This window comes from Lactobacillus sp., assembly GCF_014803895.1.
Genome location: NZ_JAAVAU010000003.1, coordinates 44,934 through 69,757 on the forward strand (window position 1 = coordinate 44,934; position 24,824 = coordinate 69,757).

At 33.4% G+C, this 24,824-nt stretch carries 24 protein-coding genes and 1 tRNA gene; 23 read left to right on the plus strand and 2 right to left on the minus strand.

Annotated elements, in window-relative coordinates:
• Window positions 1–92 precede the first annotated feature (92 nt).
• The 11 genes from hsdR to HDR40_RS01025 all read left to right on the plus strand — a co-directional run bounded on the left by hsdR (window position 93) and on the right by HDR40_RS01025 (window position 12,530).
• Window positions 93–3,353 (plus strand): type I restriction-modification system endonuclease, encoded by a 3,261-nt coding sequence (gene hsdR / locus HDR40_RS00975; protein ID WP_290625401.1) that lies wholly within the window; start codon window positions 93–95, stop codon window positions 3,351–3,353.
• Window positions 3,354–3,363: 10 nt separating this feature from the next.
• Window positions 3,364–4,812, plus strand: a complete 1,449-nt coding sequence (locus HDR40_RS00980; protein WP_290625402.1) for an N-6 DNA methylase — start codon at window positions 3,364–3,366, stop codon at window positions 4,810–4,812.
• On the plus strand, window positions 4,802–6,256 hold the full coding sequence (locus HDR40_RS00985; RefSeq protein ID WP_290625405.1) for a restriction endonuclease subunit S: 1,455 nt from the start codon (window positions 4,802–4,804) through the stop codon (window positions 6,254–6,256). The genes HDR40_RS00980 and HDR40_RS00985 overlap by 11 nt, the downstream gene beginning before the upstream one ends.
• Before the next feature lie 163 nt (window positions 6,257–6,419).
• Window positions 6,420–7,100: a hypothetical protein gene (locus tag HDR40_RS00990; RefSeq protein WP_290625407.1), complete on the plus strand. Its 681-nt coding sequence runs from the start codon at window positions 6,420–6,422 to the stop codon at window positions 7,098–7,100.
• Window positions 7,101–7,227: 127 nt separating this feature from the next.
• A complete protein-coding gene (locus HDR40_RS00995) occupies window positions 7,228–8,418 on the plus strand; it encodes an AIPR family protein (protein WP_290625409.1) in 1,191 nt (396 codons plus the stop codon).
• Window positions 8,418–9,281 carry a restriction endonuclease gene (locus HDR40_RS01000; protein ID WP_290625411.1) on the plus strand — a complete coding sequence of 288 codons (864 nt, stop codon included), beginning with the start codon at window positions 8,418–8,420 and terminating at the stop codon, window positions 9,279–9,281. The genes HDR40_RS00995 and HDR40_RS01000 overlap by 1 nt, the downstream gene beginning before the upstream one ends.
• A 160-nt stretch (window positions 9,282–9,441) precedes the next feature.
• A complete protein-coding gene (locus HDR40_RS01005; RefSeq protein WP_290625413.1) occupies window positions 9,442–10,227 on the plus strand; it encodes a putative ABC transporter permease in 786 nt (261 codons plus the stop codon).
• A gap of 69 nt (window positions 10,228–10,296) precedes the next feature.
• Window positions 10,297–10,689, plus strand: coding sequence for a hypothetical protein (locus HDR40_RS01010; RefSeq protein WP_290625415.1), 393 nt, complete (start codon window positions 10,297–10,299; stop codon window positions 10,687–10,689).
• A gap of 110 nt (window positions 10,690–10,799) precedes the next feature.
• Window positions 10,800–11,651, plus strand: a complete 852-nt coding sequence (locus HDR40_RS01015; protein ID WP_290625417.1) for an Rpn family recombination-promoting nuclease/putative transposase — start codon at window positions 10,800–10,802, stop codon at window positions 11,649–11,651.
• Window positions 11,652–11,871: 220 nt separating this feature from the next.
• Window positions 11,872–12,432, plus strand: coding sequence for a metal-dependent hydrolase (locus HDR40_RS01020; RefSeq protein ID WP_290625419.1), 561 nt, complete (start codon window positions 11,872–11,874; stop codon window positions 12,430–12,432).
• Between the two features lie 25 nt (window positions 12,433–12,457).
• Window positions 12,458–12,530, plus strand: a tRNA-His gene (locus tag HDR40_RS01025).
• Between the two features lie 54 nt (window positions 12,531–12,584).
• Here the strand turns inward: HDR40_RS01025 and HDR40_RS01030 are convergent.
• Window positions 12,585–13,628: a YdcF family protein gene (locus HDR40_RS01030; protein ID WP_290625421.1), complete on the minus strand. Its 1,044-nt coding sequence runs from the start codon at window positions 13,626–13,628 to the stop codon at window positions 12,585–12,587.
• A 146-nt stretch (window positions 13,629–13,774) separates the two neighbouring features.
• Here HDR40_RS01030 and HDR40_RS01035 point away from each other — a divergent pair, with 146 nt between their 5' ends.
• The 12 genes from HDR40_RS01035 (at window position 13,775) to HDR40_RS01090 (ending at window position 24,593) form a co-directional block, all read left to right on the plus strand.
• Window positions 13,775–14,638 (plus strand): metallophosphoesterase family protein, encoded by an 864-nt coding sequence (locus HDR40_RS01035; RefSeq protein ID WP_290625423.1) that lies wholly within the window; start codon window positions 13,775–13,777, stop codon window positions 14,636–14,638.
• Between the two features lie 74 nt (window positions 14,639–14,712).
• A complete protein-coding gene (locus tag HDR40_RS01040; RefSeq protein ID WP_290625425.1) occupies window positions 14,713–15,363 on the plus strand; it encodes a hypothetical protein in 651 nt (216 codons plus the stop codon).
• 82 nt (window positions 15,364–15,445) lie between these two features.
• On the plus strand, window positions 15,446–16,174 hold the full coding sequence (locus HDR40_RS01045) for a hypothetical protein (RefSeq protein WP_290625427.1): 729 nt from the start codon (window positions 15,446–15,448) through the stop codon (window positions 16,172–16,174).
• A gap of 535 nt (window positions 16,175–16,709) precedes the next feature.
• Window positions 16,710–17,789 carry a replication initiation protein gene (locus HDR40_RS01050; RefSeq protein ID WP_290625429.1) on the plus strand — a complete coding sequence of 360 codons (1,080 nt, stop codon included), beginning with the start codon at window positions 16,710–16,712 and terminating at the stop codon, window positions 17,787–17,789.
• Window positions 17,790–17,902: 113 nt separating this feature from the next.
• A complete protein-coding gene (locus tag HDR40_RS01055; protein WP_290625431.1) occupies window positions 17,903–18,946 on the plus strand; it encodes a hypothetical protein in 1,044 nt (347 codons plus the stop codon).
• 70 nt (window positions 18,947–19,016) lie between these two features.
• Entirely contained in the window at window positions 19,017–19,334 is a 318-nt protein-coding gene (locus HDR40_RS01060; protein WP_290625433.1) for a hypothetical protein, read from the plus strand.
• A 130-nt stretch (window positions 19,335–19,464) separates the two neighbouring features.
• Window positions 19,465–20,418: a hypothetical protein gene (locus HDR40_RS01065; protein ID WP_290625435.1), complete on the plus strand. Its 954-nt coding sequence runs from the start codon at window positions 19,465–19,467 to the stop codon at window positions 20,416–20,418.
• Between the two features lie 170 nt (window positions 20,419–20,588).
• Window positions 20,589–22,412 carry a nuclease-related domain-containing protein gene (locus HDR40_RS01070; protein WP_290625437.1) on the plus strand — a complete coding sequence of 608 codons (1,824 nt, stop codon included), beginning with the start codon at window positions 20,589–20,591 and terminating at the stop codon, window positions 22,410–22,412.
• 11 nt (window positions 22,413–22,423) lie between these two features.
• A complete protein-coding gene (locus tag HDR40_RS01075) occupies window positions 22,424–22,654 on the plus strand; it encodes a hypothetical protein (protein ID WP_290625438.1) in 231 nt (76 codons plus the stop codon).
• Between the two features lie 103 nt (window positions 22,655–22,757).
• Window positions 22,758–23,150: a hypothetical protein gene (locus HDR40_RS01080; RefSeq protein WP_290625440.1), complete on the plus strand. Its 393-nt coding sequence runs from the start codon at window positions 22,758–22,760 to the stop codon at window positions 23,148–23,150.
• Window positions 23,151–23,205: 55 nt separating this feature from the next.
• Window positions 23,206–23,586: a DUF1828 domain-containing protein gene (locus HDR40_RS01085; RefSeq protein ID WP_290625442.1), complete on the plus strand. Its 381-nt coding sequence runs from the start codon at window positions 23,206–23,208 to the stop codon at window positions 23,584–23,586.
• Between the two features lie 113 nt (window positions 23,587–23,699).
• A complete protein-coding gene (locus tag HDR40_RS01090) occupies window positions 23,700–24,593 on the plus strand; it encodes a Rib/alpha-like domain-containing protein (RefSeq protein ID WP_290625444.1) in 894 nt (297 codons plus the stop codon).
• A gap of 67 nt (window positions 24,594–24,660) precedes the next feature.
• On the opposite strand, the gene HDR40_RS01095 is transcribed toward HDR40_RS01090, so the two are convergent.
• On the minus strand, window positions 24,661–24,792 hold the full coding sequence (locus HDR40_RS01095; protein WP_290625446.1) for an SPJ_0845 family protein: 132 nt from the start codon (window positions 24,790–24,792) through the stop codon (window positions 24,661–24,663).
• Window positions 24,793–24,824: the final 32 nt, after the last annotated feature.

A 24,824-nucleotide genomic window follows, 5' to 3' on the forward strand; every position in this document is an offset into this window, starting at 1 on the left:
TTAGCTACATAACTGATAATAAAGAAAGAGAGCTTTGAGAAGATTTTTTGTTATACTAAAGATATATTTTTTTAAAGAATCGAGAAAGATTAATGGGAAATTTTACAACTAAGGAAGAAGAATATCTTCCATATGCCAAGTTGGCTAATAGTTCAGAGAGTTTGATTTACTCTGATCCACGTAGCAGTTTGACAATTTTTGGAACTTTTGCGGAGCAACTTACAAAAGAGATTTTTCGGTTAGATGAATTAGATGGCTTAGTTAATGATAATGCTAAGCAAGTAGAACGTATTGATATATTGCGGAGTTATAAAGTAAAAAACGAGTATCCTGATATTCTCCCTGAATATTTAGATATTATTAGAAAAAAGCGTAATCGTGCCACTCACCAGGATGCGATTGAATTTCAACCTAAGCAGGATGATGCCTTAGAAATTGGTAAGTTAGCTTATGCAGTGTGGAGTTGGTTTTTGGAGGTTTTTTCTCAAGATGAAATTAAGCCTTATCAAAAGCCAGTTGATATGAATCAAGCACTAACTTACACAAAACAGGCACTAGCTGATACAGAAGATGAAGTTGCTAAGCTCAAAGCGCAGATTGCTAAGTTACAAGCACAACCTGTCAAAGTTGTGCCACCAACTCCTGAGCAGAAAGAAAAGCGTCATAAGATTACGGTACAATATGCTAAGTTTGGAATTACTGAAGCACAGACTCGTGAGTTAATAGATGATCAATTGCGCAGTGCTGGTTGGGAAGTTGATACTGACAAGCTTAACAATTGGAAGAATGGTACTCTTCCAAAGAAAGGCCACAATATGGCAATTGCTGAATGGGTTCTTCCTAACAAAAAGCGCGCCGATTATGCCTTATTTATTGGTAAGAAATTATTTGGTGTGATTGAAGCTAAGCGTTGGGATAGTGATATTGCTGGCCAATTGCCGCAACCTAAAGAATATTCACGTTCATTCACCGAATCTGAAGATTATCAATTAATTGACCAAGATATGGGTGATTATAAGGTACCTTTTATCTATGCTACAAACGGTCGACCATACGTTAAGCAATATAAAGAAAAATCCGGTATCTGGTTCTGGGATGCAAGAAACCCGATGGAAAGTAGCTATGCTCTTGAAGAATTTCATAGCCCTGAAGATTTAAAATTAAAAATATCTGCTGAAAATAAGGCTGTAGCAAATAAAAAATTAGCAGAGGATAAAGAATTCCCAGAATTTGCAGATCGTTATTATCAAAAAAAAGCCGTGCAAGCTCTAGAGGACGGCATTCAACAAGGTAAAAAGCGCATGCTTTTAGCGATGGCAACTGGTACAGGTAAGACGAGGACTGCGATGTCTTTGATGTATCGTTTGCTCAATCATAAACGTGCCCGTCGAATTTTATATCTTGTTGATAGAAATTCTCTTGGTCGTCAGACTGCCAATGCTATTAAAGATAGTAAAGTAGGAACTAATACTTTTGCTTCTACTTATGGTATGAAGGAATTAGAAGATAAATTGCCAGAAGCTTCGACTAAGGTACAAATTGCTACTGTGCAAGGGATGATTAAACGTCTGTTTTATAGTGATGATGGTAAGATGGAAAAACCATCAGTGGGGATGTACGATTTTATCATTGTTGACGAAGCTCACCGTGGTTATGCTGAAGACCGAGATATGGCTGATGAAGAATATCGTGCTTACAATGAGCAAGATTATATTAGCCAGTACCGTCGTGTGATTGACTACTTTGATGCAACTGTAATCGGAATGACGGCAACTCCAGCTCTTCAGACAATTAATATCTTTGGTAGCCCAGTATATTCATATAGTTATATGCAAGGTGTACTTGATGGGGTGTTAGTTGATCATGATGCGCCACATATTATTCAGACCAAGCTTGCTAAAGATGGAATTAAGTTCAAGAAGGGCGAAGTTGATGTTTACGATGAAGCCAGCCAGTCTACTAAGAAGGAAGAATTGCCTGACGACATGAAATTTGAACTTAAAGATTTTAATAAGAAGGTAATTACACAATCATTTAATGAAGTAGTCTGTGATTATCTGGCTAATAATTTGGATCCTAACGATCCAAGTCAAGGGAAGACTTTGATTTTTGCTGCTACTGATGCTCATGCAGATAGGGTTGTTAATTTACTTAAGAAAGCCTTCAAGAAAGTTGGTAATCCTGTTAATGATGATGCTATTGAAAAGATTACTGGTTCCTTACGCGATCCTGATGCAGAAATTCGGCGCTTTAAAAACGAAGAATTTCCAAATATTGCGGTAACGGTAGATTTACTAACAACTGGTGTTGATGTGCCATCAATTTCTAATCTAGTATTCTTGCGGCGAGTTAAGTCACGTATCCTCTATGAACAAATGCTTGGTCGTGCTACGCGTTTGTGCCCAGAAATTAACAAAGATCACTTTGAAATTTATGATGCAGTTGGAATTTACGATGCTATGAATCAGGTTACTAATATGAAGCCTGTCGTGAAGAATCCGCATCATGATGTGAAGTACTATGTGAATAAAAAGCATGACCTCTTTGAGGTTTCTGACCAGAAGTTATTTGAGCAATATCAAACTGATATGTCAGCTGCAGTTGAAAGAAAAATCAAACGTTTGTCCGAAGCTGCTAAAAAAGAATTTGAACGTTTAAATGAGGTCGAGTCAATTGATAATTGGGCTGCTTCGCTTTCTAAGATGAGTGAAGATGACTTTGTTAGCCAATGGGATAAATTTGAAAATCTTGCTGAACTAAAATCAGCTGGTCCTAAACAGTACATTTCTACCGCAGAAGATGAATTGACTGATGTCAAGCGTGGATATGGTAACGGCAACGTAGAGCCCCAAGATTATATCGAGAGCTTTAATGAATATATTAAAAATAACATCAATGAAATCCCGGCTCTCAATATAATTGCAACACGTCCCAAGGAGTTGACTTTGAAAGAGTTGAAGCAGATTAAGTTGCAACTGGAGAAAAATGGTTTTAAAGAAAATAGCTTGCAAACTGCCTGGAAGAATGCCAATCATGTGCAAACAACTGCTGATATCATTAGCTTTATTCGTCAAGCTGCCTTGGGTTCACCACTGATTGATCATGAAACGCGTATCCATAATGCAATGCAGAAGATTTATGGTATGGCTGATTGGAATGTCATTCAGAAGAAATGGCTTAAGAGAATTGAAAAGCAATTACTAGAAACTACTGTTTTAGGTCCTGATGCAGAGCATGCTTTTGAAGATAGTGAGATTTTTAGATCACACGGTGGCTACAAGAGCATGAAGAAAGTATTTCCTAAACAGATTGATCAAATTGTAAAAACTTTGAATGATAATTTATATGCATAGGAGAAAATAAGTGAATAACCAAGAGATTGTTCAAAAATTATGGAATGAATGTAATGTGCTTCGTGATGATGGGGTGAGCTATCAAGATTACATTACGGAACTAACTTACTTGTTATTCTTAAAGATGAGTAAGGAGCAAGGACAGGAAGATGATATTCCAGAAGATTTGCGTTGGGATGCATTAGTATCTCATGAAGGAACAGAATTGATGAGTTTTTATCGTCAATTGCTTTTAGATTTGGGCAATCCTGATAAGGTACATAGTAATAAGATTAATGCTATCTACAGAAATGCTTCTACTTCAATTGATGAGCCAGCTAACTTAGAAAAAATCATCAAAGATATTGATGCCCTGGATTGGTTCACAGCTCGGCAAGAAGGTCTTGGTGACTTGTATGAAGGTTTAATGCAAAAAAACGCCGAAGAAGTAAAATCTGGTGCTGGTCAATACTTCACGCCACGTCCATTAATTAATATGATGGTTAGAATGACTAAGCCTGAAATTGGCGAAAGATTGAATGACCCTGCAGCTGGTACTTTTGGCTTTATGGTGGCTGCGGATGAATATCTTAAAGAAAAAAATGATGATTACTTCGACTTAAGCCCTGAACAAGAAAAGTTCCAAAGAGAAGAAGCCTTCTCAGGGATGGAATTGGTTCCTGGAACTCACCGCTTGGCCATGATGAATGAATACCTTCACGGCATGGATGGTCGACTTGAACAAGGTGACTCCTTATCTAGTGCAGGTAAGTGGATGAAGGGCTTCGATGTTGTCTTAACCAACCCACCATTTGGTACTAAGAAGGGTGGCGAAAGAGTTAGTCGTGATGACTTAACTTACGATACTTCCAATAAGCAACTTAACTTCTTGCAGATCATCTATAATTCATTGAAGAAAGATGGTAAAGCTCGCGCGGCCGTAGTTGTTCCAGATAATGTCTTATTTGATTCTGGTAAGGGTGAAGAGATTAGAAAAGACCTAATGAATAAGTGTAATCTTCATACTATCTTGAGATTACCAACGGGAATTTTCTACGCTCAAGGTGTGCAAACTAATGTCTTATTCTTCACTCGTGGTGAAAGTGAATATGATAATACCAAGGATGTTTGGATTTATGATATGCGTCACCAGATGCGTTCATTTGGCAAAAGAAGTCCACTAAATGCTAAAGATTTTGAAGAATTTGAGAAAGTATTTAATGTAGATGATTTTACTAAGCGTCAAGAGACTTGGGATAAGGAGAAAAATCCTAATGGTCGTTGGCGTAAGTTCACTATTGAAGAAATTATGCAACGTCCAAATACTAGTCTTGATATTTCATGGATGGGTGATGAAGAAGAGAAGGAACAAAAGTCACTCAAAGAAATTATGTCTGATATGAATGAAAATGCGAAAGCTATTAATGAAGCAATTGCGGAATTAAATAAGGCGTTGGAAGGAATTGAAGATGACGATTAATAGTTTAAACTTTGATGCGCAAGCTTTAAGAGAAAAAATCCTCGACTTGGCAATGCGCGGCAAGTTGGTCAAGCAAGATCCAAATGATGAGCCAGCAAGTGTCTTGCTTGAAAAGATTAAGGCAGAAAAAGACCAGCTTGTTAAGGAAAAGAAGATTAAGAAAACTAAGCCCCTTGCGCCAATCACCGATGAGGAGAAGCCTTTCGATATTCCCGATAGTTGGGAATGGGTGAGATTGGGGGATATTGGTGAATTAAAAGCAGGAAAAACTCCTAAAAAGTCTGACATTACTAGTAAAGGAATTTATCCATATTTTAAAGTAAAAGAAATGAATGATCCAAAAAATGCTTTATTTTTAAAATATACAGACCAGTATGTTGGAGATAGTTATGAGAGAAATATTTTTCCAGCTAATACTATAGTTTTTCCTAAAAATGGTGGAGCAGTATTGACACGTAAAAAGCGTGTCTTGTCACAAGATTCATTAGTTGATTTAAATACTGGTGCATTAATAGGGTCTAAAAATTTAGATAATAAATTTTTATTTTATTTATTTAGTAGTATCGATATTACTAAATATATTAAAGGATCTACTATTCCAACAGTTGATTCTCCTAAATTATCTAAAAGGGTAATTGGACTTCCACCACTTGAAGAGCAAAGTCGAATCGCTGACAAAATAGCGCAGCTATTCGCTTTGCTTCGCAAAGTCGAATCTTCTAATGACCAATACGTTGAATTACAGCAGATGTTGCATGACAAGGTGCTGGACTTGGCGATGCGTGGCAAGTTGGTTGAGCAGGATCCTAATGATGAGCCGGCGAGCGAGTTGCTTGAGAAGATCAAGGCCGAGAAGGCGCAGTTGGTTAAGGAGAAGAAGATTAAGAAGACCAAGCCGCTGCCACTAATCACCGATGAGGAGAAGCCTTTCGATATTCCCGATAGTTGGGAATGGGCTAGATTGGGGGATGTTAATACTTACAATGGACACTCAGTTCATCCGGATAAAATGCCTGATGAAATATTTGAATTATATAGCGTTCCAATCTATCCAACTGGTCATCCTGAAATAGTTCAAGGTAAAGAAATAAAATCTAATAAACAAACTGTGAATAAAGATGATATCTTGCTTTGTAAAATTAATCCCCGTATTAATAGAGTTTGGAAGGTTTTGGATATTACAGAAAACGATAATATTGCTTCAACTGAGTGGATTGTTTTAAGACAAGACAATATTTTGCCAGATTATTTTAGATATGGATTAATGGCGCCATATTTCAGAAAGTTATTACAAAGCAACGTCTCAGGTGTAGGTGGTTCGTTGACCAGAGCGAAACCTAAGGAAGTACAAAAATATATATTTCCATTGCCACCACTTGAAGAGCAAAAACGAATTGTCAGAAAGATAGAACAACTAAGTAATTTTTTAAAAGTCAAGTGTTAAAAAACTTGACTTTTTTATATGGGACAGAATTAATAAAACTCTTGTCCCTAATACGTATCATGATTTACTATTATTACGAACACTAATATTTGTGGAGATAAGAAAATAGCTTCAAGTAGTTTTCTTAAAAATTTAGTATCGTTTAATATTTTAGGTGAATAAATTGAAACCATTATACTATTTAAAATATGTTGACAACCAATATGTAAAAAGTTTTAAAGATGGTAATTTATTTTTTAACTCTCTAAATTATTTTGAAAATTTAGAGAACAATAATAATGATAAAAAAATAGGTGATCAATATGAGGGAACCAAACTCTATAGATCTAATCATCCTGTTTTAAAAATTAATAATATTGTTATTCCTGTTAAAGATATAGTTGGACCAGTTGATCTAACTCAAGGGCTGTCTAATAAAGAAAAAAGTTCTATAGGAATTGCATGTTTTATGGCAATAACTAGAAATGATTTAATAAGATCAATTAACCCAAAGGAGTTTGTATTAAAAGAAGAATTTATTAGTGATGTTAAAAAAATGGGGTCATCAGATAGAACATTATTTTTAGTAAGTGCAAAGGTAATAAATTATGTAAAAAGAAAAGATGAACTCAAAGATGGGTTAGTAAAGTATTATGATCCTTATGACGGCGATTCGTTTAAATTAATTGATAATAAAGATGAGGCTGTATTCTATAAAAGAATGAGTTATAAATATCAACATGAATATAGACTCGTAAAAGATTTAAATAAGCATGCTAATATTACCAAATTTCCTAATGCAGCAAAAAATTTAGTACCTATTGATATAAAAAATTTGAATACTTTAAAAATATTACTCAATTAGTTACTTATTAAAGCCACATCCACGCAAGATGCGGCTTTTTTCTTACCAAAAAATAAAATTCCCTCCTCATGTATACAATAAGCTGATGTATTATTATATTAGATCTATATGAGATAGGAGTATAAGAATGGTTAAAACTAAAATTAAATATAAGGAATTGCGCGAAGTTAAGTCTCCGTCTGATAAAGATATTACGTCTTACTTTTTATGGATAAATTTTAAAGACTTGCCTGATAATATTTCACTTGATGTTAATCCTCGTAAACCTAAGATGAATACCGCTGTAGCTAAGGAATTAATCAATGCTGTTAAGGCTGATGATGAAACTTTTGATATTAATAATCGTGGGATGGTAATTACTGCTAAGGATTTGACCGTTAATTCTGATAATAGTGTGACGATTGATTTTGATGATAATCATAAGTTGTACGGTATCTTGGATGGAGGTCATACTTATACTGCAATTATCCAAAACAGGGATGCAATCTCCGAAGATTTGATGAAGGAGAAGTTCGTTAAGGCAGAAGTTATTGTCGGTAGTGACGTTGATATTCAACAACTTGCTGATGCTCGTAATACTTCACTGCAAGTTAGTGACATTGCCTTGTATGAATTGGATGATAAGTTTAGCTTCATTAAGAAGAGTATTGATGACGAAGCTTATGGTGATGAAGTTGCTTACAAGGATAATGATACGAAGCCAATTCCAGTTGCTGACTTGTTGCGTTTGATGTTTATGTTCAATATTAAGAGATTCCCCGGCAACACCTCAGTTCCAACTGCCGCATATTCAAGCAAGCGTGCTGTTTTTATTGATTATAAGAAGGAATATGAACAAGAAGATAATATTTATAAAAAATTAGCACCAGAATTACCTAAGTTAATTGACTTATATGAAGAAGTTGAGACTACTCTTCCAGAAATGTACCGCAAGTATAAAAAAGAAGAGGGTAAGAAGTCCAAGTTTGGTGGCTTGCGTGGTGTTGAGGTTCAAAAAGACGGGGAAGGTTTTACTGAATTTAATATGAAGGAAAAGAATTATAGTATTTCAAATGGTTTTCTTTTCCCAATATACGGTGCCTTCAGAGCATTGCTTGAAGAAGAGCCTGAAACTGGAAAAATCACTTGGAAAGTTGATCCTTATAAAGTTTGGGATACAGTCGGCGTTGAATTAGTACAAACTACTTTTGAAACTGGTAATAATCCTCAAACAGTTGGTAAGACTAAGACATTATGGCAAGCAAATTATAGAATTGTTGATAATGCTGTTAAAGATATCAAGATCAAAGAACTAGAAGCTAAGTTGAGTGGTAAATAATGGTTAAAGATGAATATACTCCAGATGATTTACAGAATAGCCTTTTGAAGATTATTCAGGAATTTCCAGCAATATCTGGGGATACTTTGCTAGATAAGTTAGAAGAAAAATTAGGTCAAAAGTTAAATAATAGTCAGAAACGTTTTCTCAGACGTAATGGAAGAGAAGCTGCAACTAAATTAGTTAGAGATAATTTTTTAGAAAATAAAAATGATGAATATTTTTTGACTGAGAAGGGTAAGAAACAGTTAAAGAGGGATGCAGAAGTGTCTGATTTTCCACTTCCCTTGGTGAAGAATAAAGTGCCGGTAGTTAAGAATGAAGTTCATGATCACTCTGCGCCATATTCTGTTAGTAAGGTGAAATCTTGGATTAATGAGCAAAATAATATTTTGAGAGAGAAGCTTTTAAATAGGCTTCGTAAGGTTGATCCGGGAGAGTTTGAAACTTTAATGGTTAAACTAATTAGTGCAATGGGCTATAAGGGAACTGACGGCTTGGCCGTTACTACTCAAAGAACACGCGATGGTGGAATTGACGGTATTATTAATAAAGATCCTCTGGGATTAGAACGCGTATATTTGCAAGTTAAAAGATATGCAGCTAACAAGACAGTTGGAAGACCGCAAATTAATGAATTTGTTGGTTCTCTTGGTGGTGAAATAAAGCGTGGTATTTTTATTACCACGTCGTCATTTTCTAAAGATGCTAGAGAAAGAGCTGAAGACTCTGATACTATTGCTTTAGTTGATGGTCAAATGTTAGGTAATTTGATGATTCAGTACAAAGTCGGAGTCCAGGTAAAGGAAAACTTTGAATTGTATCAGATTGATAGTGATTTCTTCAATAATGAGACTAATTAACTGTTATTAGAATAAATTTTTAACTTTTTGCGGATTTATAATAATAGGGCGGATTTCATCCCCCACTAAATTACCAAGGTTTTGCTAACTCTATTATTATAAAAATTGGTCTTGCGTAAAAATAACAAAGTATGTCACAATTATTTCTAGGAGGTGGCATATGCCATACACACTTTCAGAAATAATTGTGTTGTTTTTCACTTATTCAGTAGTAGGCTGGCTGTGGGAAACAGTGTATTGTTCCATTAAAGATGGTCATTATGATTATCGTGGCTTTTTGTTTGGACCATATTGTCCAGTTTATGGTTTTGCAATCACGACAATTTTAATTTGTACTGATCGGTTCCAAGACAATATTTTCTTGCTTTTTATTGTAGGAATGTTAGTGGCAACTATATTTGAGTTTGTTGCTAGTGTCTTTTTACAAAAAGTATTCCATATGACATTGTGGGATTATTCTCATTTATGGGGAAATATTCAGGGCCGTATTGCGCCAGAGATTTCTCTTTTTTGGGGAATTGGAGTAGTAATTTTAGTTAAGTTTGTTCAACCTTTTATCCAGAAGATTATTAACTGGGAAGAGGCAAAAACGCATGGTGCGATGGCAGCCATTATTGTGGTTGTGATGGGTACTGATTTAGTCTTAACAATTATTAGTGTTAAGAGATTCCATGCAACTACGCAAATGTGGAATGAAAAAATCAATGCACATCTTAATAAATTACATGCTAAGTTAGATCAAGCAACTGATAATTCTGCAATCAGACATAAGCTTGATAATTGGCATGAAGATGTAATCAAACATATTGATAAAATTCGTCCTAAGCAAGAATTAAGTTGGAATCAACGTCGCTTATTGAAAAGTTTTAGTAAGATTAAATTTGATGATGCTAAGCATTTCTCTGACTTGAAGCAAGATTTAATGAAACATGGATTATTGAAATAATGAGGAGCCGGTATACGGCTCTTTTTTTGCTGTATAATATATCAAATATATAATAATTTGGAGAAAAATATGAAGAGACTTTTTGCTTTAGAAATTCTAATGTTTATGACTGAAACTATTGTTGTTTTGGCACTCGATAAGAATACTTATGATCGCGTTTGGTTGCTGGCGATTTTGTTGTTATGGTTTGTGAGTGATATGGTATTGGGATATTTGCGAGGTAATTTTAAGTTGCAAGCACGGCAACTAAAGAAAAAAAGTGAGCAGTTAAGACGAAATGGTGGTACACCAGATCAGGTAATGTTATATGTAAATAATTTGCGTGAAAAATATTTACGTAAACAAATATTTTTTAATCAGATGATTCTTAAAGGTATACCTTTTCGTCGAGCTTGTATTCGCCGAATGATTCGTGGGGGAATTATGGGTGCTATTTTAGTTTTGGTATGGAGAATTCTTTAGAAGTGAAGCTGTCTTGAAAAAGACGGCTTTTTTGTAAGAAAATAAGCACCATTTTCGTAATAAACATTAGGATAAGAATTTCTAAAATTTAAATAGAAAGTTGAGTGTTTATGAGGCCCCAAATTATTAAGGTCGATCAACATGACGATGGAAAGTGGCGTGATTTTTCATCGGACGTTGTTTTTGGTGAAATAATGAGCAACAAGAAGTTTTGTAAATTTGTATTACAGACAATTTTGCCGCAAATAGAGATTACAAAAATTAGTTATTTGCAAAAGCAGGATAAAAAAGGCAATCCTGATACCGAGAGCAAAGATATTATTTTGGATATTTTTGTTAAAGATGTTGAGGGACGCTTGTATGATGTAGAAATGCAAGTAGCTAATGAGTACAATCTTGGCTTGCGAATGCGATATTATCAATCGTTGATTGATTTGGATTCCTTGAATAAAGGAGATACGTATTTGGATTTAAAAGAATCCTTTATAATTTTCTTATGTGTGTTTGATCCATATGATCAAAAGAAGTTGAAATATAGTTTTCATGAATATGAAGATAGTGATAAATCGCTTCAGTTGCAAACGAATTCTAGCAAGATTATCATTAATTCAAAAGGAAAATTACAATCTGAAAATGTAAATTTGGCAGATTTGGCTAAGTTTATTAATGGCGAGGATACGCATAATCCTTACTTCAAAGAAGCCGAGGAGGAAATCGTGTTGATGAATACAGACCCAAAAAGGAGGGGTATTATGTTAGCGAGAGAAAGACGCAATAATGAGCTGCGTGCTGAGGGTATTGAGGAAGGAACAAATAAAACGTTACTCTCTTTTATTGCTAATAGCAAAAAAGAAGGCCTAGATGATAAGCAAATATTGAAAAATATTCAGACTTTCATTCCTGATGTGCTTGAAGTTATCAATATTGATAGAGTAAAGAAAATGATTCAAACAGTTAAATAAATCGAAAAAGGTTGCCCACAAAGGTGGCCTTTTAATCTTCTTCATTATTAAGTGGCTTCAATTATAAATCTGCTTGGTCGATCATCTGATTAGTTTGAATCATGCCAGATATTTTTCAATAGTATGAAGCATCCCTTATGGGGTGCTTTTTTGTTAACTTTTCCAATACTGAAAAATAATGGTAAAATAAGTAGATGATTTTTTACCAGGAGGGATGATTATGCTAGCACGCGCGCACAGCCTGTGTAGTATTGCGATTGCGGAGGCTGGATTACTAGTAACGCATCATCTTTACACATCTCGGCCAGTCCCATTGTTAATTATGTTAGCTGCTACTAGTGTAGGAGCTTTATTACCTGATGTTGATCAAAACAATAGCACAGCTAGTCGGAATTCACCAATTAACTTTAGCTTTTTCTTTCGTCATCGGGGAATTACACATACAATTGTTGGCTGGCTTATTTTCAGTTGTATTCTATATTTTATAATGAATTATTTTCGCCCAGTTCCACTAACAAATATGATTTTTAGTGATGACTGGGGCTGCTTATGGCTAGGTTTGGTGGTAGGCTATATTTTGCATCTAGTTGAAGATGGATTTAGTCGTGGTGGTATTAATTGGCTATGGCCTTTAACTAAAAAGCCGCTTAAGCTATGGCCGCACTATAAAGTAGGCGGTAAATTTGAGCAATCCCTAACTTTTTTAGCTAAATTAAGTATTTTAATAGTAAGTTTTTATTGGATTTTTTTATTTTTAACTGGTAATTATCAATTTTTTTAGGTATAATAATTAAGTCAACGATATGGCGGAATTGGTGAAGGGGTTAACACACCGGTTTGTGGATCCGGCATGCGTGGGTTCGAATCCCATATTCCGCCCTTTATAAAAAACAGGAGTATCTTGAAGATACTCCTGTTTTTGTTTTACTTTAATTAATATAAATTATCTATTATTGCTAATCCTAAACAGAAAATACCAATTAAGCTGACCATCGTTAATTGCAATCGTTTAGTGATTACAACGTAAGCAATGAATTCGCGGATGAAAGCATTAAGAGTGAAATACCATTTGGTTTTAGCACCATAGCCTATACATTTGAGACCTTGCCGCTTAGCTAAAACTAATGCACGGTAGACGTGGTAAGAACTAGTTACTAGACAAAAATTACTATTTGCTTTCATTAACTGATGGGAAAACTGAATATTTTCATTGGTAGTTTTTGATTTCTTTTCTAAAATCATGTCCTTATCATGGATACCTAAATTTTTTCTTGCATAATTAGCCATGGCTACGGCTTCAGGAATTTCTTCATTAGGTCCTTGACCTCCGGAAAGGATTAACTTAGAGCCAGGATTTTTTTGCATAATTTCAACTCCCCGTTTAATGCGACCTGCTAGGAGGGGTGAGATATGCTTTCCATTAAGGAGACCTGAGCCTAAGACTACCACGTAATCAAGGTTATGAGTTTTATGATTAATTAAGTTTACCCAAGCGGTAAAAACATACATTACCATAATATAGAGAAAATAAAGGGTTACTAAAATTAAAAAAATATAAAGATAAGTTATCCAATCATTGATATAGAAATGACTAAAGTTAGGATATATAAATAGAAAAAGAATTAAAAAAATTCCTAATCCTAACGAAAGATAATTAGTCCAGTGATTTCCCTCTTTATAAATCAGCTTGATACCGTTGTAAATTAGCATAGCAATAATAACGAAGACAAATATCACAATAAAAAGTAAAATACCTAGCAATCCCCAAATAAAGAAATTGAGTAGCCATTGATGTTGTGTAGAGTATTTATCAGCAAGATTCATTAGTAAAATAATACTCAAAATCGCTAGCATTGCTAGCGTAGCAGTAAAGGTCATTCCTGCCCAAAGCGTACGTCGTTCATGAAAAAGAACATAGAGAAAACTCCCAAGAGTGAGTAAAAAAATTAAACTTAGTATTCCAAGTATCTGTAGCATTGTTTCTCCTAATAAATTATTTTCTTAGATTGAAACTATTAATCTTTTTTTAATATGTTACAATCATATTTATAATAAAATCATTATACACGATAGAAAATTTGGATAATATTTGAATGAATTATTACTAGCGGAAAGGATAAATTATGAACCAGCAATTTACTAATCAGACGCTAGAAGCGAATAAAAGCAAAAAACACTATATTTTCATCTCTGATATTCATGGAAATATTGAAACTCTTGAATTAATTAAGAAGGCACGAGCAGATTATCCTGATGCTCAACTAGTAGCTGGTGGTGATTATCTAGATGGTCGCTGGGATGTAAAGCCTGTGATTGATTATTTACAGGAAGCTGCTAATAATGATAATGCTGTGATTTTAAAGGGAAACCATGAGCAATTGTTTCTTAATTATGCTCAAGAGCAAGAATATCAAGCTGGAATTTGGTTTTATAATGGTGGTGCTCTTAGTTTAGACAGTCTATATGGTAGAGAATTAGAACCTGATGAAATTAGGCAGACTGAGTATTATCAATTCTTTAAAAAGTTACCGATAATGTATGAGACACCCCATATTATTTTTGTTCATGCTGGTATCCGTCCTGATAAAAATTATAATAATCCTGATACCTATGATAAATTGGATATTTATCATGGTAAGTATGATTATGACTTTTATCGTCTTTGGGCTAGAAAAAGTTACTGGGTCAATGAGGAAGGTTACTTTGCTCATAATCATACAGGAAAGGTGATTGTGACGGGACACACGCCTACATGTGTAATTAAAGGAAAATTTGATGATGGTCGTAAACTTGAACAATTACCAATGACTGCATGTAGAGTACGGGTGATTGATTATCCTGGTGAGCCAGCACGTATTTTTACTGATGGTGGTAGTCATTCAAATCCAGCATTATATCCGCACAATGATGGTAATGTCGTTGTTTTGGATGAGAGAGGAAAGATTGAACAGATTTATACTTATCAAAATACATTATTAGAGAACTAATTAATAATCTACTTGATTGCAGTGGTTTTTGCTTTGGTAGGATAGGTTTGAAAGAATAAAGTAGGAGCAAGAAAATGTCGTCAATGTATGAACTTTATTGGGATTCCAGGCAGTTAGAGATTTATGATACAGATAAGTTATATTTCATTTTGAATGCTTATTATGATCAGCTAAAGAATTTAGATAAGCTCAAAGCTAGGTATCCTAAGCAAATGTGGTTCCGGCTTCGTAAACAAACTGAAAAAGAACTCCAACAGGTACGTGATATTATTCATGGGCGTCCAGATAAGATGAAGGTGCGCAAAGAGTGGCTTAAGCATCATCATAATTTTAAAGAAAATCATAATCAATGCGTTAATCGCCAAGAATTAGAAGAAAAAGTGATTTTAGCAGGTTTTGCCTTAGATTGTTTCATAGAATTTGAAGATATTGAAATTTATCATTTTAATCAGGCTGGGCGTCCAATGTATTATTTACCAGATTTTAAAGATATTTTGCCAGAAAATGTAGCCCATAATGGTTTTGAAAAGCAAGGGATAACAAAAAATCAATGGTTGAAAATCCATCCTATTGGTCGTCAAAAGTTACTGAATTTGTTAGATAAAGCGGATGTGACATATTATGCACAAAAAGAGGGACATGATTTAATAACTTATCCTGATGCGGTTGATGCCAAACGTATTTTAGTCGATAAAAAGACTTGGAGCGAAACTTTTTGGGATTAAATGAATATTTTAATAATTGGGCGTCCTGGTAGGGCGTCTTTTTGTTATTATTAAGACAGAATATTTTTTAGAGGATGGAAAAATGTACGACTATCGCACGGATATAATTAACTTGATGAGATCAACCGAAGATAACGAGCAATCACTTAAGCAGAGTATGGTAGCTTTAAAATTGATTGTGAAGATGGTTGAAAATTCAATTGCTGAAGATAAAAATTTGGCTAAGCATGAAAAAGAAACGAATGAGAAGTTAGAAAAATTACTGGAAAATGAGCCGCATACTGAATTAAAACAAGAAAAAGGCAAAAGGAAGGTAAAGATTGTTAAGAAAAAGTCAGTTTCTGAAAAGAAAAAAGGCAAGTCTGACCGCCTTAAGAAAACGGATGCCTTATATGTGCCACAAATTGATTTTGACTTGCATGGTCAAAATGTGGGTATTGTATGTGCTCAAGAAGAAGTATCGAGGGATGCTCGTAAGGTTGTAGTAGCTCATAATGGGAAGGCAAAACTTTTAACTAATGAAGATAAGGACACTATCACTGATTCTATTAAAGGATTAGATATTGTTATTGCTATTAAACATGATGTGAGTCGTGCTATTTTAGATATCTTATATAATTTAAGTCAAGGAGGAAAGTTTCAGTATGGTGTAGCTGGTAAAATTAGTCAATTATCTGTTGAAAAGGCACTCTATCGTAGTGATAATCAATTAGGAACTTTTGACACTAATGCTTTAAAATATCCTTCTGCTAATTTAAAATCTTTACTCTTAGCATCACAAATTCAAATTCCTAGTAAAAAAATTAAGTAATAATTTGTTCCGGTTGCACGAATGTGCAACCTTTTTAATTATCTCTTTAAGTAATTATTTAATAACTTCTTTAATAAGATTCTTTAACTTTTTGGGAAAGGTTGGGGCTGTAAGAAGGAAGTGACTATAAGTGCAACAAATGGGGCGATAGATGACACATTTGGGGATAATAAATGCAACAAATCAGGCAGATAAGTGACACCTTTCAGGGCTATAAGTGACACAAATTGGGATAAAGATTGATAAGTGCAACATTTGGGGAGGTAAGACAAATGCCTGGTAAACCAATATTTATCAAGGTGTGACACATTTTAGGAAAATTCGATGGTAAAAGGTGGTTTTTAATAAGTGCAACAAATGGGGCAATAAGTGACACAAATCGGGGAAGACGTGCTAAATCTTAAAAGGTCGACTTTTTTATAAATGACACAAATCAGGTTGCTAAAATTATAAATGCAACATCTATATAATGATGTTGCATTTATAAGCTGCTTTTGCTAAAGTGTACTGAGACTTTGAAAGTGAGTATATTATTATGGCTAATGAAATCGTAAAATATCAAAATAGACTGAATGATATTCCTTTGCGGAAGTTTAATGCAGCAGAGATGAATATTCTATTTGCAATTTTTTCACGAGTACGAGATAAAGATCAAAATGAAGTTATTTTAAATTTTGATTATCTTAAACAAATTAGTAATTATAGCAAGCATGAGAATTTTGCAACTTATTTACAGACGGTTTCTGATAAATTGTTAGGATTGAATGCTTATACTGATGATGGGAATACTTATACTAAGTTTGTGTTGTTCAATGAATATACGATTATTCGAGATGAACATATTTTAAAAGTAGCCGTTAACCCGAAGTTTAAGGGCTTGTTTAATGATTTGAAGAATTGGACTCGATTTTCTTTACAGCAGTTTACTCATTTGGATAGTACTTACTCTAAGACAATTTTTCGTTTAGTTAAGCAATTTAGAACTGTGGGTAAGCGAACAATTAGTTTAGAAGATTTTCGAACTAAACTTGATATTCCTAAGAGTTATCGAACTAGCCACATTGATAAGCGAATAATTAGTGTAGCGAAGCAGGAGTTGGCGCCATTACTTTCTCAATTTAACATTAGTAAAAATTATGTAAAGGCACGCCGAGGTAAAAAACTAAAAAGTTACACTATTACTTGGGTCCCTGAGGCACATAGTGCCGATGATTTTGAACCGGGACAATTAATTAAGACTTCTTTAGGTTTAGAAAGAATCAATAATAATCCTTATCTGACAATTGAAGAAAGAAACCTTGCTATTGACCGTTTTGAAAGCTTACAATTGGGAACGACTCAGGCAAAGTGGGAAAAAGATCACCCTAATGTTGTGCAGGATATGCAAATCGTCTCTCTGAAAAAAGAGAAGCAATCTGAAGAGAAATTAACTCTTAGCCAGCGTCGTGAATTTTTGAAGTTTCAAAGTGATACTTCAAAGTACTTGGATAATCCAGCAAAGCTTAGACAATTACAAGATTATTATCAACAATTAATTGATTTACAAAAGAGTACACCACTTGATCAAGCAATTGTTAGTTACTTAAGTAAGGCTCTTGCGCATTTTGAAAAATAGAATAGTCAAAATCGTCAGTTTGTAACTGACGTTTTTTTTGGTAGAATTAAAAAGTTATTATTGTTTAATAAATAATTATATTTGTTTAGAAAAGGATGTCTCCATAACTAAAAATGAAGCGAGCGCAATTCAGACAAGAAAGAAAATCACAAAAATTACTAGTTATTTTAAGCCTCCTCTTAATTTTGATTGCAGGCGGTGTGGCTTGGTTTTATATTGAAAAAACTCAAAAAGCTAGCGTTAATTCACCCAAGATTATTAAGAAAACTAAGAAAAAAACTTTGACGGCTGATAAAGTTGATAAGTTTACTTTGAATCAAGTAATCGGATTAGTAGTTGTATATATGCACAAAATTGATAATCAAGCTCAAGATTGGAGTAAAGTCTATCAGCTCGGGAAAAATGATGGCCTACAAATAAAAAAATATCATCAATATAGCTTTAAAAATTTTACTTTAAAAACTACGAAAAATCAGTTGGTTTATGTCATTAATGGTCGTGCAGCTTTTGTTTTTAATAATAACCAATCTCGCTCTAAGAGTGAATTAACAATTGCAGACAGTAAGGAAAAATTAACTAAAGAGAATCTCTTGAAGATGTATCAGACCTTAAGTCGACAAGATCTTAATGATTGGCAAAATATTTCTAATAACTTAGATGTTTCTAGCAAGATTACTAAGCAAAAAGTTAAAAAAGCCACTAGTATACCAAATTTAAAATTAATTACTGTTCCAGTTAATTTGCGAGGAAGTTGGTATTATTACACCGAAGTTAAAGGACATCAAACTATGGAACAAATTAAATTCACCACACATTTAGTGCGAAATTCAATAGTTTTTGATAGTCATGAAATTACTAAGTATTACCGCAATCAAAAGAGTAATGCTGGTTTGCATGAATTACAGAATAAGTATCCTAATGCTCTAGAAGGTGAGATTATCAAAAAGGGAAATGATAGTGGCTTGTTAGTTTATGATATACTAGATAAAAATAATGCTCGTGAAGAATTTTTGATAAAAGATAAAATCTTGTATATTACTTCCAATGGAAAAACTATTAAGGCTTATCCGACTGAAGCTTTGGCCAAGAAACATTTACATGGCAAGGTGGAATTGGAAAGTAATTCTGATGAGGAATTAGATTTCTTTGTTAATTAATTTAGAAAAAGTTCGGCACAAAATCCTAAGAATGTTAAAATAAACTTAGAACTTTAGTGAGGCAAAGGTAATGAAAGAAAATACAGCAAATGTTGGCGATTATTCACTACCATTTTTAATGATGGTAGCTAAAAATATGCGTGAACATGATTTTAATAATTTAGATATTGGTTATATTTTAGTGTCGTTATTTCATGCATCGGGTCAAGAAGCAGAGTTAGTGACGGATAGTAGTTTAGAGAATGTAGATAGCATTCCGGATATGAATGTTGGTTGCGATTTATTCGAAGGAATTGCTCATCATGGATCAACTGCAGATGGGCAGATGCATGCTTATATGAATAAGTTGATGACAATTTTTGAAGAGGATGAAAAAGAACATAAATAATGTAAAACTCTGAATAGGGTGCTTTTTCATCATTGGAAAAATATCCTTAAGCTGGTACGGATGTATCAGCTTATTTTTATAATGTTACGAGCTGGTATAATTCTCATATAAAAGATAGGGAAGCTAAATTATGAAAACATTACCATATAAGACACAGGCTTGTATTTATACAGGTATTTTTTTACTATTAGTTATTATTGTTGTCGTTACCTATTTTTTTGGTCGAAAAACATATAGTAAACGTCGAAAAGTAAGTATAACTTTATTTATTCTAAGCTTTTTAAGCTTAATAGGAGCGGGATACGAGGTCTTCAATATTGTTCATGCAATGTCGATTGTTAAAGAGGTAGTTAGTCCTTCAAAAGATTCTAATACTCGTTCAACCTATTTTGAAATTATGGGGTCACAGCGGGAGTATAATGGTGAAAGTTATGACTTCAAGACTAATTCTGCTGGTTCATATGTTTTGACTCTTAAGGGATTAAAAGAAGGAAAAATCCAACTTTTAACTGGAAAAAGTGATTCATTTTTACATGAATTTCAGACGATTAATGTTGAACCAAACGAAATTACCCATGTAGTTTTAAGTGTAGCACCGACGCAGCCTAGTTTGCATTTGGTATTGAAAGATCCTAATAAAACAATTGATGTAGTTAATATAAAAAATGAATCTAAGCAATATCAAAAGATTGTCGCTAGCGAAAATAAATTACTTCCAGGACAAAAGCTCAACTCTTCCTTGGTAAAAACTCACAACTCTCAACTTATAAATAAATCAAATTCAGCGATTCACTATACAGTTGATAAAAATCAGAAAATCACAAAGCTAGAATACTATTCAAATGATATTTTATTGGATCCTGAGGATATTATTTTCTGCTTACAAAATATTACTGGTAGTAAGAATCTTCGTTTTTCTAAAAAAAGATTAACTAAGAATAATTTTGAAGTTTCATTTAATCAGAATTTTAATTTTTATAATCCTAAAACTCGACGTTGGTATAATGTGGAGCAGGTAATGACTAAGAAGAACAAGCTTGATAAATTTGTGGTACGAGTGGGTAAAAATACAAATTATGCTTAATTTGTCGCTAATAGTATCGCTTTCGTTAAAAAATGGTTAAAATGGAAGTTAGCGAATGATTTTGGCACTTATTAAAAAATGAAATTTGGTAGTTTTAATGACTTATTGCTATAATTTTTATAAATACTTAAATCGTCGTCTATTATTCTAGATAGAAAGAATTAAGATCAATGAAAATTAAAGGATCACTCAATGGTTGGAAAGTGATCGTTGTTTTAGGCCTGATCACCCTACTTCTATTTCTAAAAAATAATCTTGCAATTGATGTTTTAGCAATAATAATTGGGTGTGTAGTCTATTTTGGTGTTGCTTTTTTTATTAAAGATAGAAGCCATCTCTCTGAACAAAAAGAGCGTTTAGATGAGGTTAGCCAACAACTTACCACTTTAAAAACTAATCAAAACCAACAGTTAAACAAAGTAGCTGATCAAGAAAATCAGTTAGTAGATCAATTAAGAAATCATCATTATAATTATGAATTTCCAAATGATGAAGGATTGACATTTCAAACATATGAATTAACCAGTCATCATCAAAATGAAGTTTCAGTAATTAGAAAAGTTTTTGATAAAGACCAACGGTTACGTTATCAATTGATTTACAATAAAAGGGGACAAATTCTGCAATATTGGCAATTTTTGACGCCAGATACTTATACAAAAGCAGATTTTCGTCAAACTCCACCGAAGTTTGATTATCATTCAAACTATGCTGGTGAATTGGACATTAATAATTTGCCCCCAATTGACACTGTTAATGCTCAATTACAATCAAAGGATTGGTATTATCAGCAATTAAAGAATAAGGTACGCCACCAATTAGCTGTTATCAAAAATTTACAAAAACAAGATTCTAACTGGTTCTTGCGTAAAGATAAAGACGGTAGCTGGTTTAAAGATAGTATTGCCATTGATTCGTTGCTAACAGCGGAAAAGGTCGGTCGTCAATATTTTAATATCAAAAATGAGAATGATCTTTCTCGTAATAATCTTCCTGGTCTGGCAAAGATTGATAAATTATATCAAAAGTTAAATATTCAGCTTGAACACTTAAATAAGTTAAGAAGAACTTCTTACAAAAAGTTAAAAGTTGATGTTCCCGAAAAAGTTGTTAACTTGACTGAACATGATTTATCCTCCTTAGGTAATAAATATGCCGATGAGGTTGCCAAATTAATGGTTGAAAAAACGCTTCGTGAAATTGGTCAAAATAAATTTATTGGACATAATGTTGTCGTAGCATCGCCAAATGATAAAGATAAGAATAGTCCTGAAAGTAGTCAAATCGATAATTTGGTAGTCTCTAATAAAGGAATTTTCTGTATTGAGACTGAAACCCGAATGATTACTTCTCAAACTTATAATGTAAATAATGGTTATCAAGAAATAAATAGCCAAATTACTAAACATAGGGATGCTATTGAACACGCTTTGAAGCAATCTCAAGATCCAGTAATTAAAAAGTTACTTGAAAAACCTGAGAGTAAATACTTAATCCATAATTTGATAGTATTTATTGGACGTACTTCTCAAAACTTTAGTTTTAAGAATAGTGATGTTTATACAGACCATGGAATTGAAGTTTTGAAGTTAGATGAGTTACAAAAGGTAATTTCTAATGGTGTAAATACTGTGATACCAATATCTTTAACTAATGAAGAGGTTAAAGCACTTGGACGTATTTTGATTGATGATACTAAAAACTTATCAATTATTGGACAGGCAGGTAATCTAGTCTTCTGGAATGGAGAGACTAGTGAGAAAAATATTGACTTTACTTTAAATCAAGTAATTGAGTTAACTAATCAATTAGAAATTATGAACGATTGTTTGGATCATTTAATTGAACTAAAGCATGAAATTTTTAATTTGAAAGTTCAACGGGATGCAATTGAAGAGTTAAAGCAAGTAGATGTTGGTTATGCCCAAGCTCGTCAGTATTTTGAAAAGCAATTAAGAGACCATGATAATAGTTTTACTGATGCTGTTATTTAGGAGGTGGGTCAATGAATGATATTCAGAAGGCAGTGGAGAAATATTCAAAATTGCAAGTTCAAAAAGAAAAGATTATTAAAAAGACCCAGCCAGAAATTGATAGTGTTTCTAAAAAAGTTGCTAATGAAAAAGAACATTATCAGCAATTGCTCAAGGCGCAAGAGAACAGTCAATTTATTCCAATAATTGTTGGTCTCGTTGTAATGATTATTTTATTAATCTGCTTTAGTGGTATATTTTAAAAAGAAGAGCGAAAGCTCTTCTTTTGTGTTTATTGTGTAAATTTATGAGGAAAATGGCTATAATAAAGTATGAAAACTATTACAGAAGGAGCGGTGTTTTATAATGGATCCATTAATTTCTTTATTAGAAAATTATTGGCGTGAAGAAGATAATGATATTTTCTCACTGGAACCAACCGAAGGTGATGAATATATCGTTTATACAAATAGTATAGATGGTTTAGGTAATGGTATCAGTTTTTACTTGACACCACATGCTAATAATACTTTTTCGTTAAATGATAGAGTTTTGACTGCTAATCATATTAATCAAAAAATTACTAATTTTGAGCGGATTAAGTTACCATCAGCTCGTTTAGCAGCTACATATGGTTTATTGCTTAATGAACGTGGTGAATTTGTTAATCAAGAGATTAAGGCTGATCAACTATCTACAGCACTTAATAATTTCGCAGAATTTTTATTGTGTGAAATAAATTTGGCTAAATCACTTTAGTATTTTGTTTTTAGTTCCGTTAATTCGGAACTTTTTTTGTAAAAGGACGAAAAATATGATGAGAGATATTGATGAAATTAAAAAGAAAAGCATAAATTGGGTAGCAAATAACCTTAATTTTATTGAAGCTGGCAACGCCATTGAGGTTGCAACACCGCTAATTGGGGCATACGGTGATAAAATTTATTGCTGGATTGAAAAAGTAGATGGTTATTGGCGTATTAGCGATGATGGTTACTTATTATTTAAATTAGATCCAGCTCAAGAAGATCTTGACTTTTATGCGGATGCCGCAGATGTCGTGATTGGTTCGGGCTTTGAATTTGATGAAGAATCTGGTGAAATTTTTTGCGAAGTAGAAGATGAAGAGGAAATTCCCCAAGCTTTAAGTGATTTATCGCAATTACAAATTGCCTTGACTTACTTGAGAAGTTAATCTAATTTTTTTAACATTTATCTGTATCCTTATTACAAAGTATCATATAATAATTAGTGAAATTTTATATTAACAACAGTAGGATTTTTTGACGCCTACTTAGGAGATACAAGATGATTAAAAAAATGAATTCAAATTTTAAAAAATTATTGATTATGTTAGGTGTTTCTGCGATTGCCACAGGTTTAGGTACTGGTGCAAATGTCGCTTATGCGGATTCTCCAAGTGATGATAAAAGTCAAGAATACGAAGAAGGTATGAAGGAACACCAAAATTTACAAGCTTATAATTATCCTTTGGTAGCAGCTGAATTGACTACTACGAAGGGGCAATTACCATCAGCTCAAAGTGGTGTTGCTAACTGGAATAGTCTTCCCGCAGGAACTACTGCAACTTGGGATAAGCAACCCACTGTTGATCAAACAGGGAAGAGCTATGGGACTGTTATTGTAACTTTCCCTGATAAATCTGCTTCTGTAATTGCAGTCTATGTGACTGTTAATCCAGATGCCAGCTCCCAAAGTAGTTCCAGTGAAGAAGAAAAAGCTGCTCAATCTAGCGTTGATACTAATGAAGTAAAAGAAGCTACAGCAGATGCTCAAGAAAAAGTGGCAGCTAAAAATGAATCTGCAGCCAAGGCTACTTCTCAGACATCTGCTAAGAGTGCAACTGTTAATAATAGTGAGTCTGAAAACACAAATCAATCAAATAAGGAAAATTCTGCAGATAAAGCAGATAATGCAAATTCAACTAATGGTTCTGATAACAACAGCGATCAAGTAATTGTTAAGGATGTTAAGACTGAATATAATGAACCAGATACTGCATCTACTAGTCAACAACCGACTACTAAAAGTTCACAAATTTCTAATACGGCGACTGAAAGTAATGCTGAATTGCCACAAACTCAAGCTAAGCAATCCGGCGTAGCTTTAATTAGTGGTCTTGCAATGGCTATTGTTGGATTAGGTCTTGCTCTTATTAACAAGCTTAAATTTGAAAAATAAAACTGGAATTTTAGGTAAAAGAAAAAAGCTGTAGTGCAATACAGCTTTTTTAGTAACAAGTAAAATTTTACTTTTTATCGTCTTTTTTACTATCTTTTTCAGGTTCTTTTTTACTCTTTTCTTTAGGATCGTCTGGAATAATTGCGAATCTATCGAGCATTTTTTCTAATTCATCATTTTTTTTAAAAGTTAACCCCATAATTAAAGTTCCTTTCTACTAACTAATTAAAT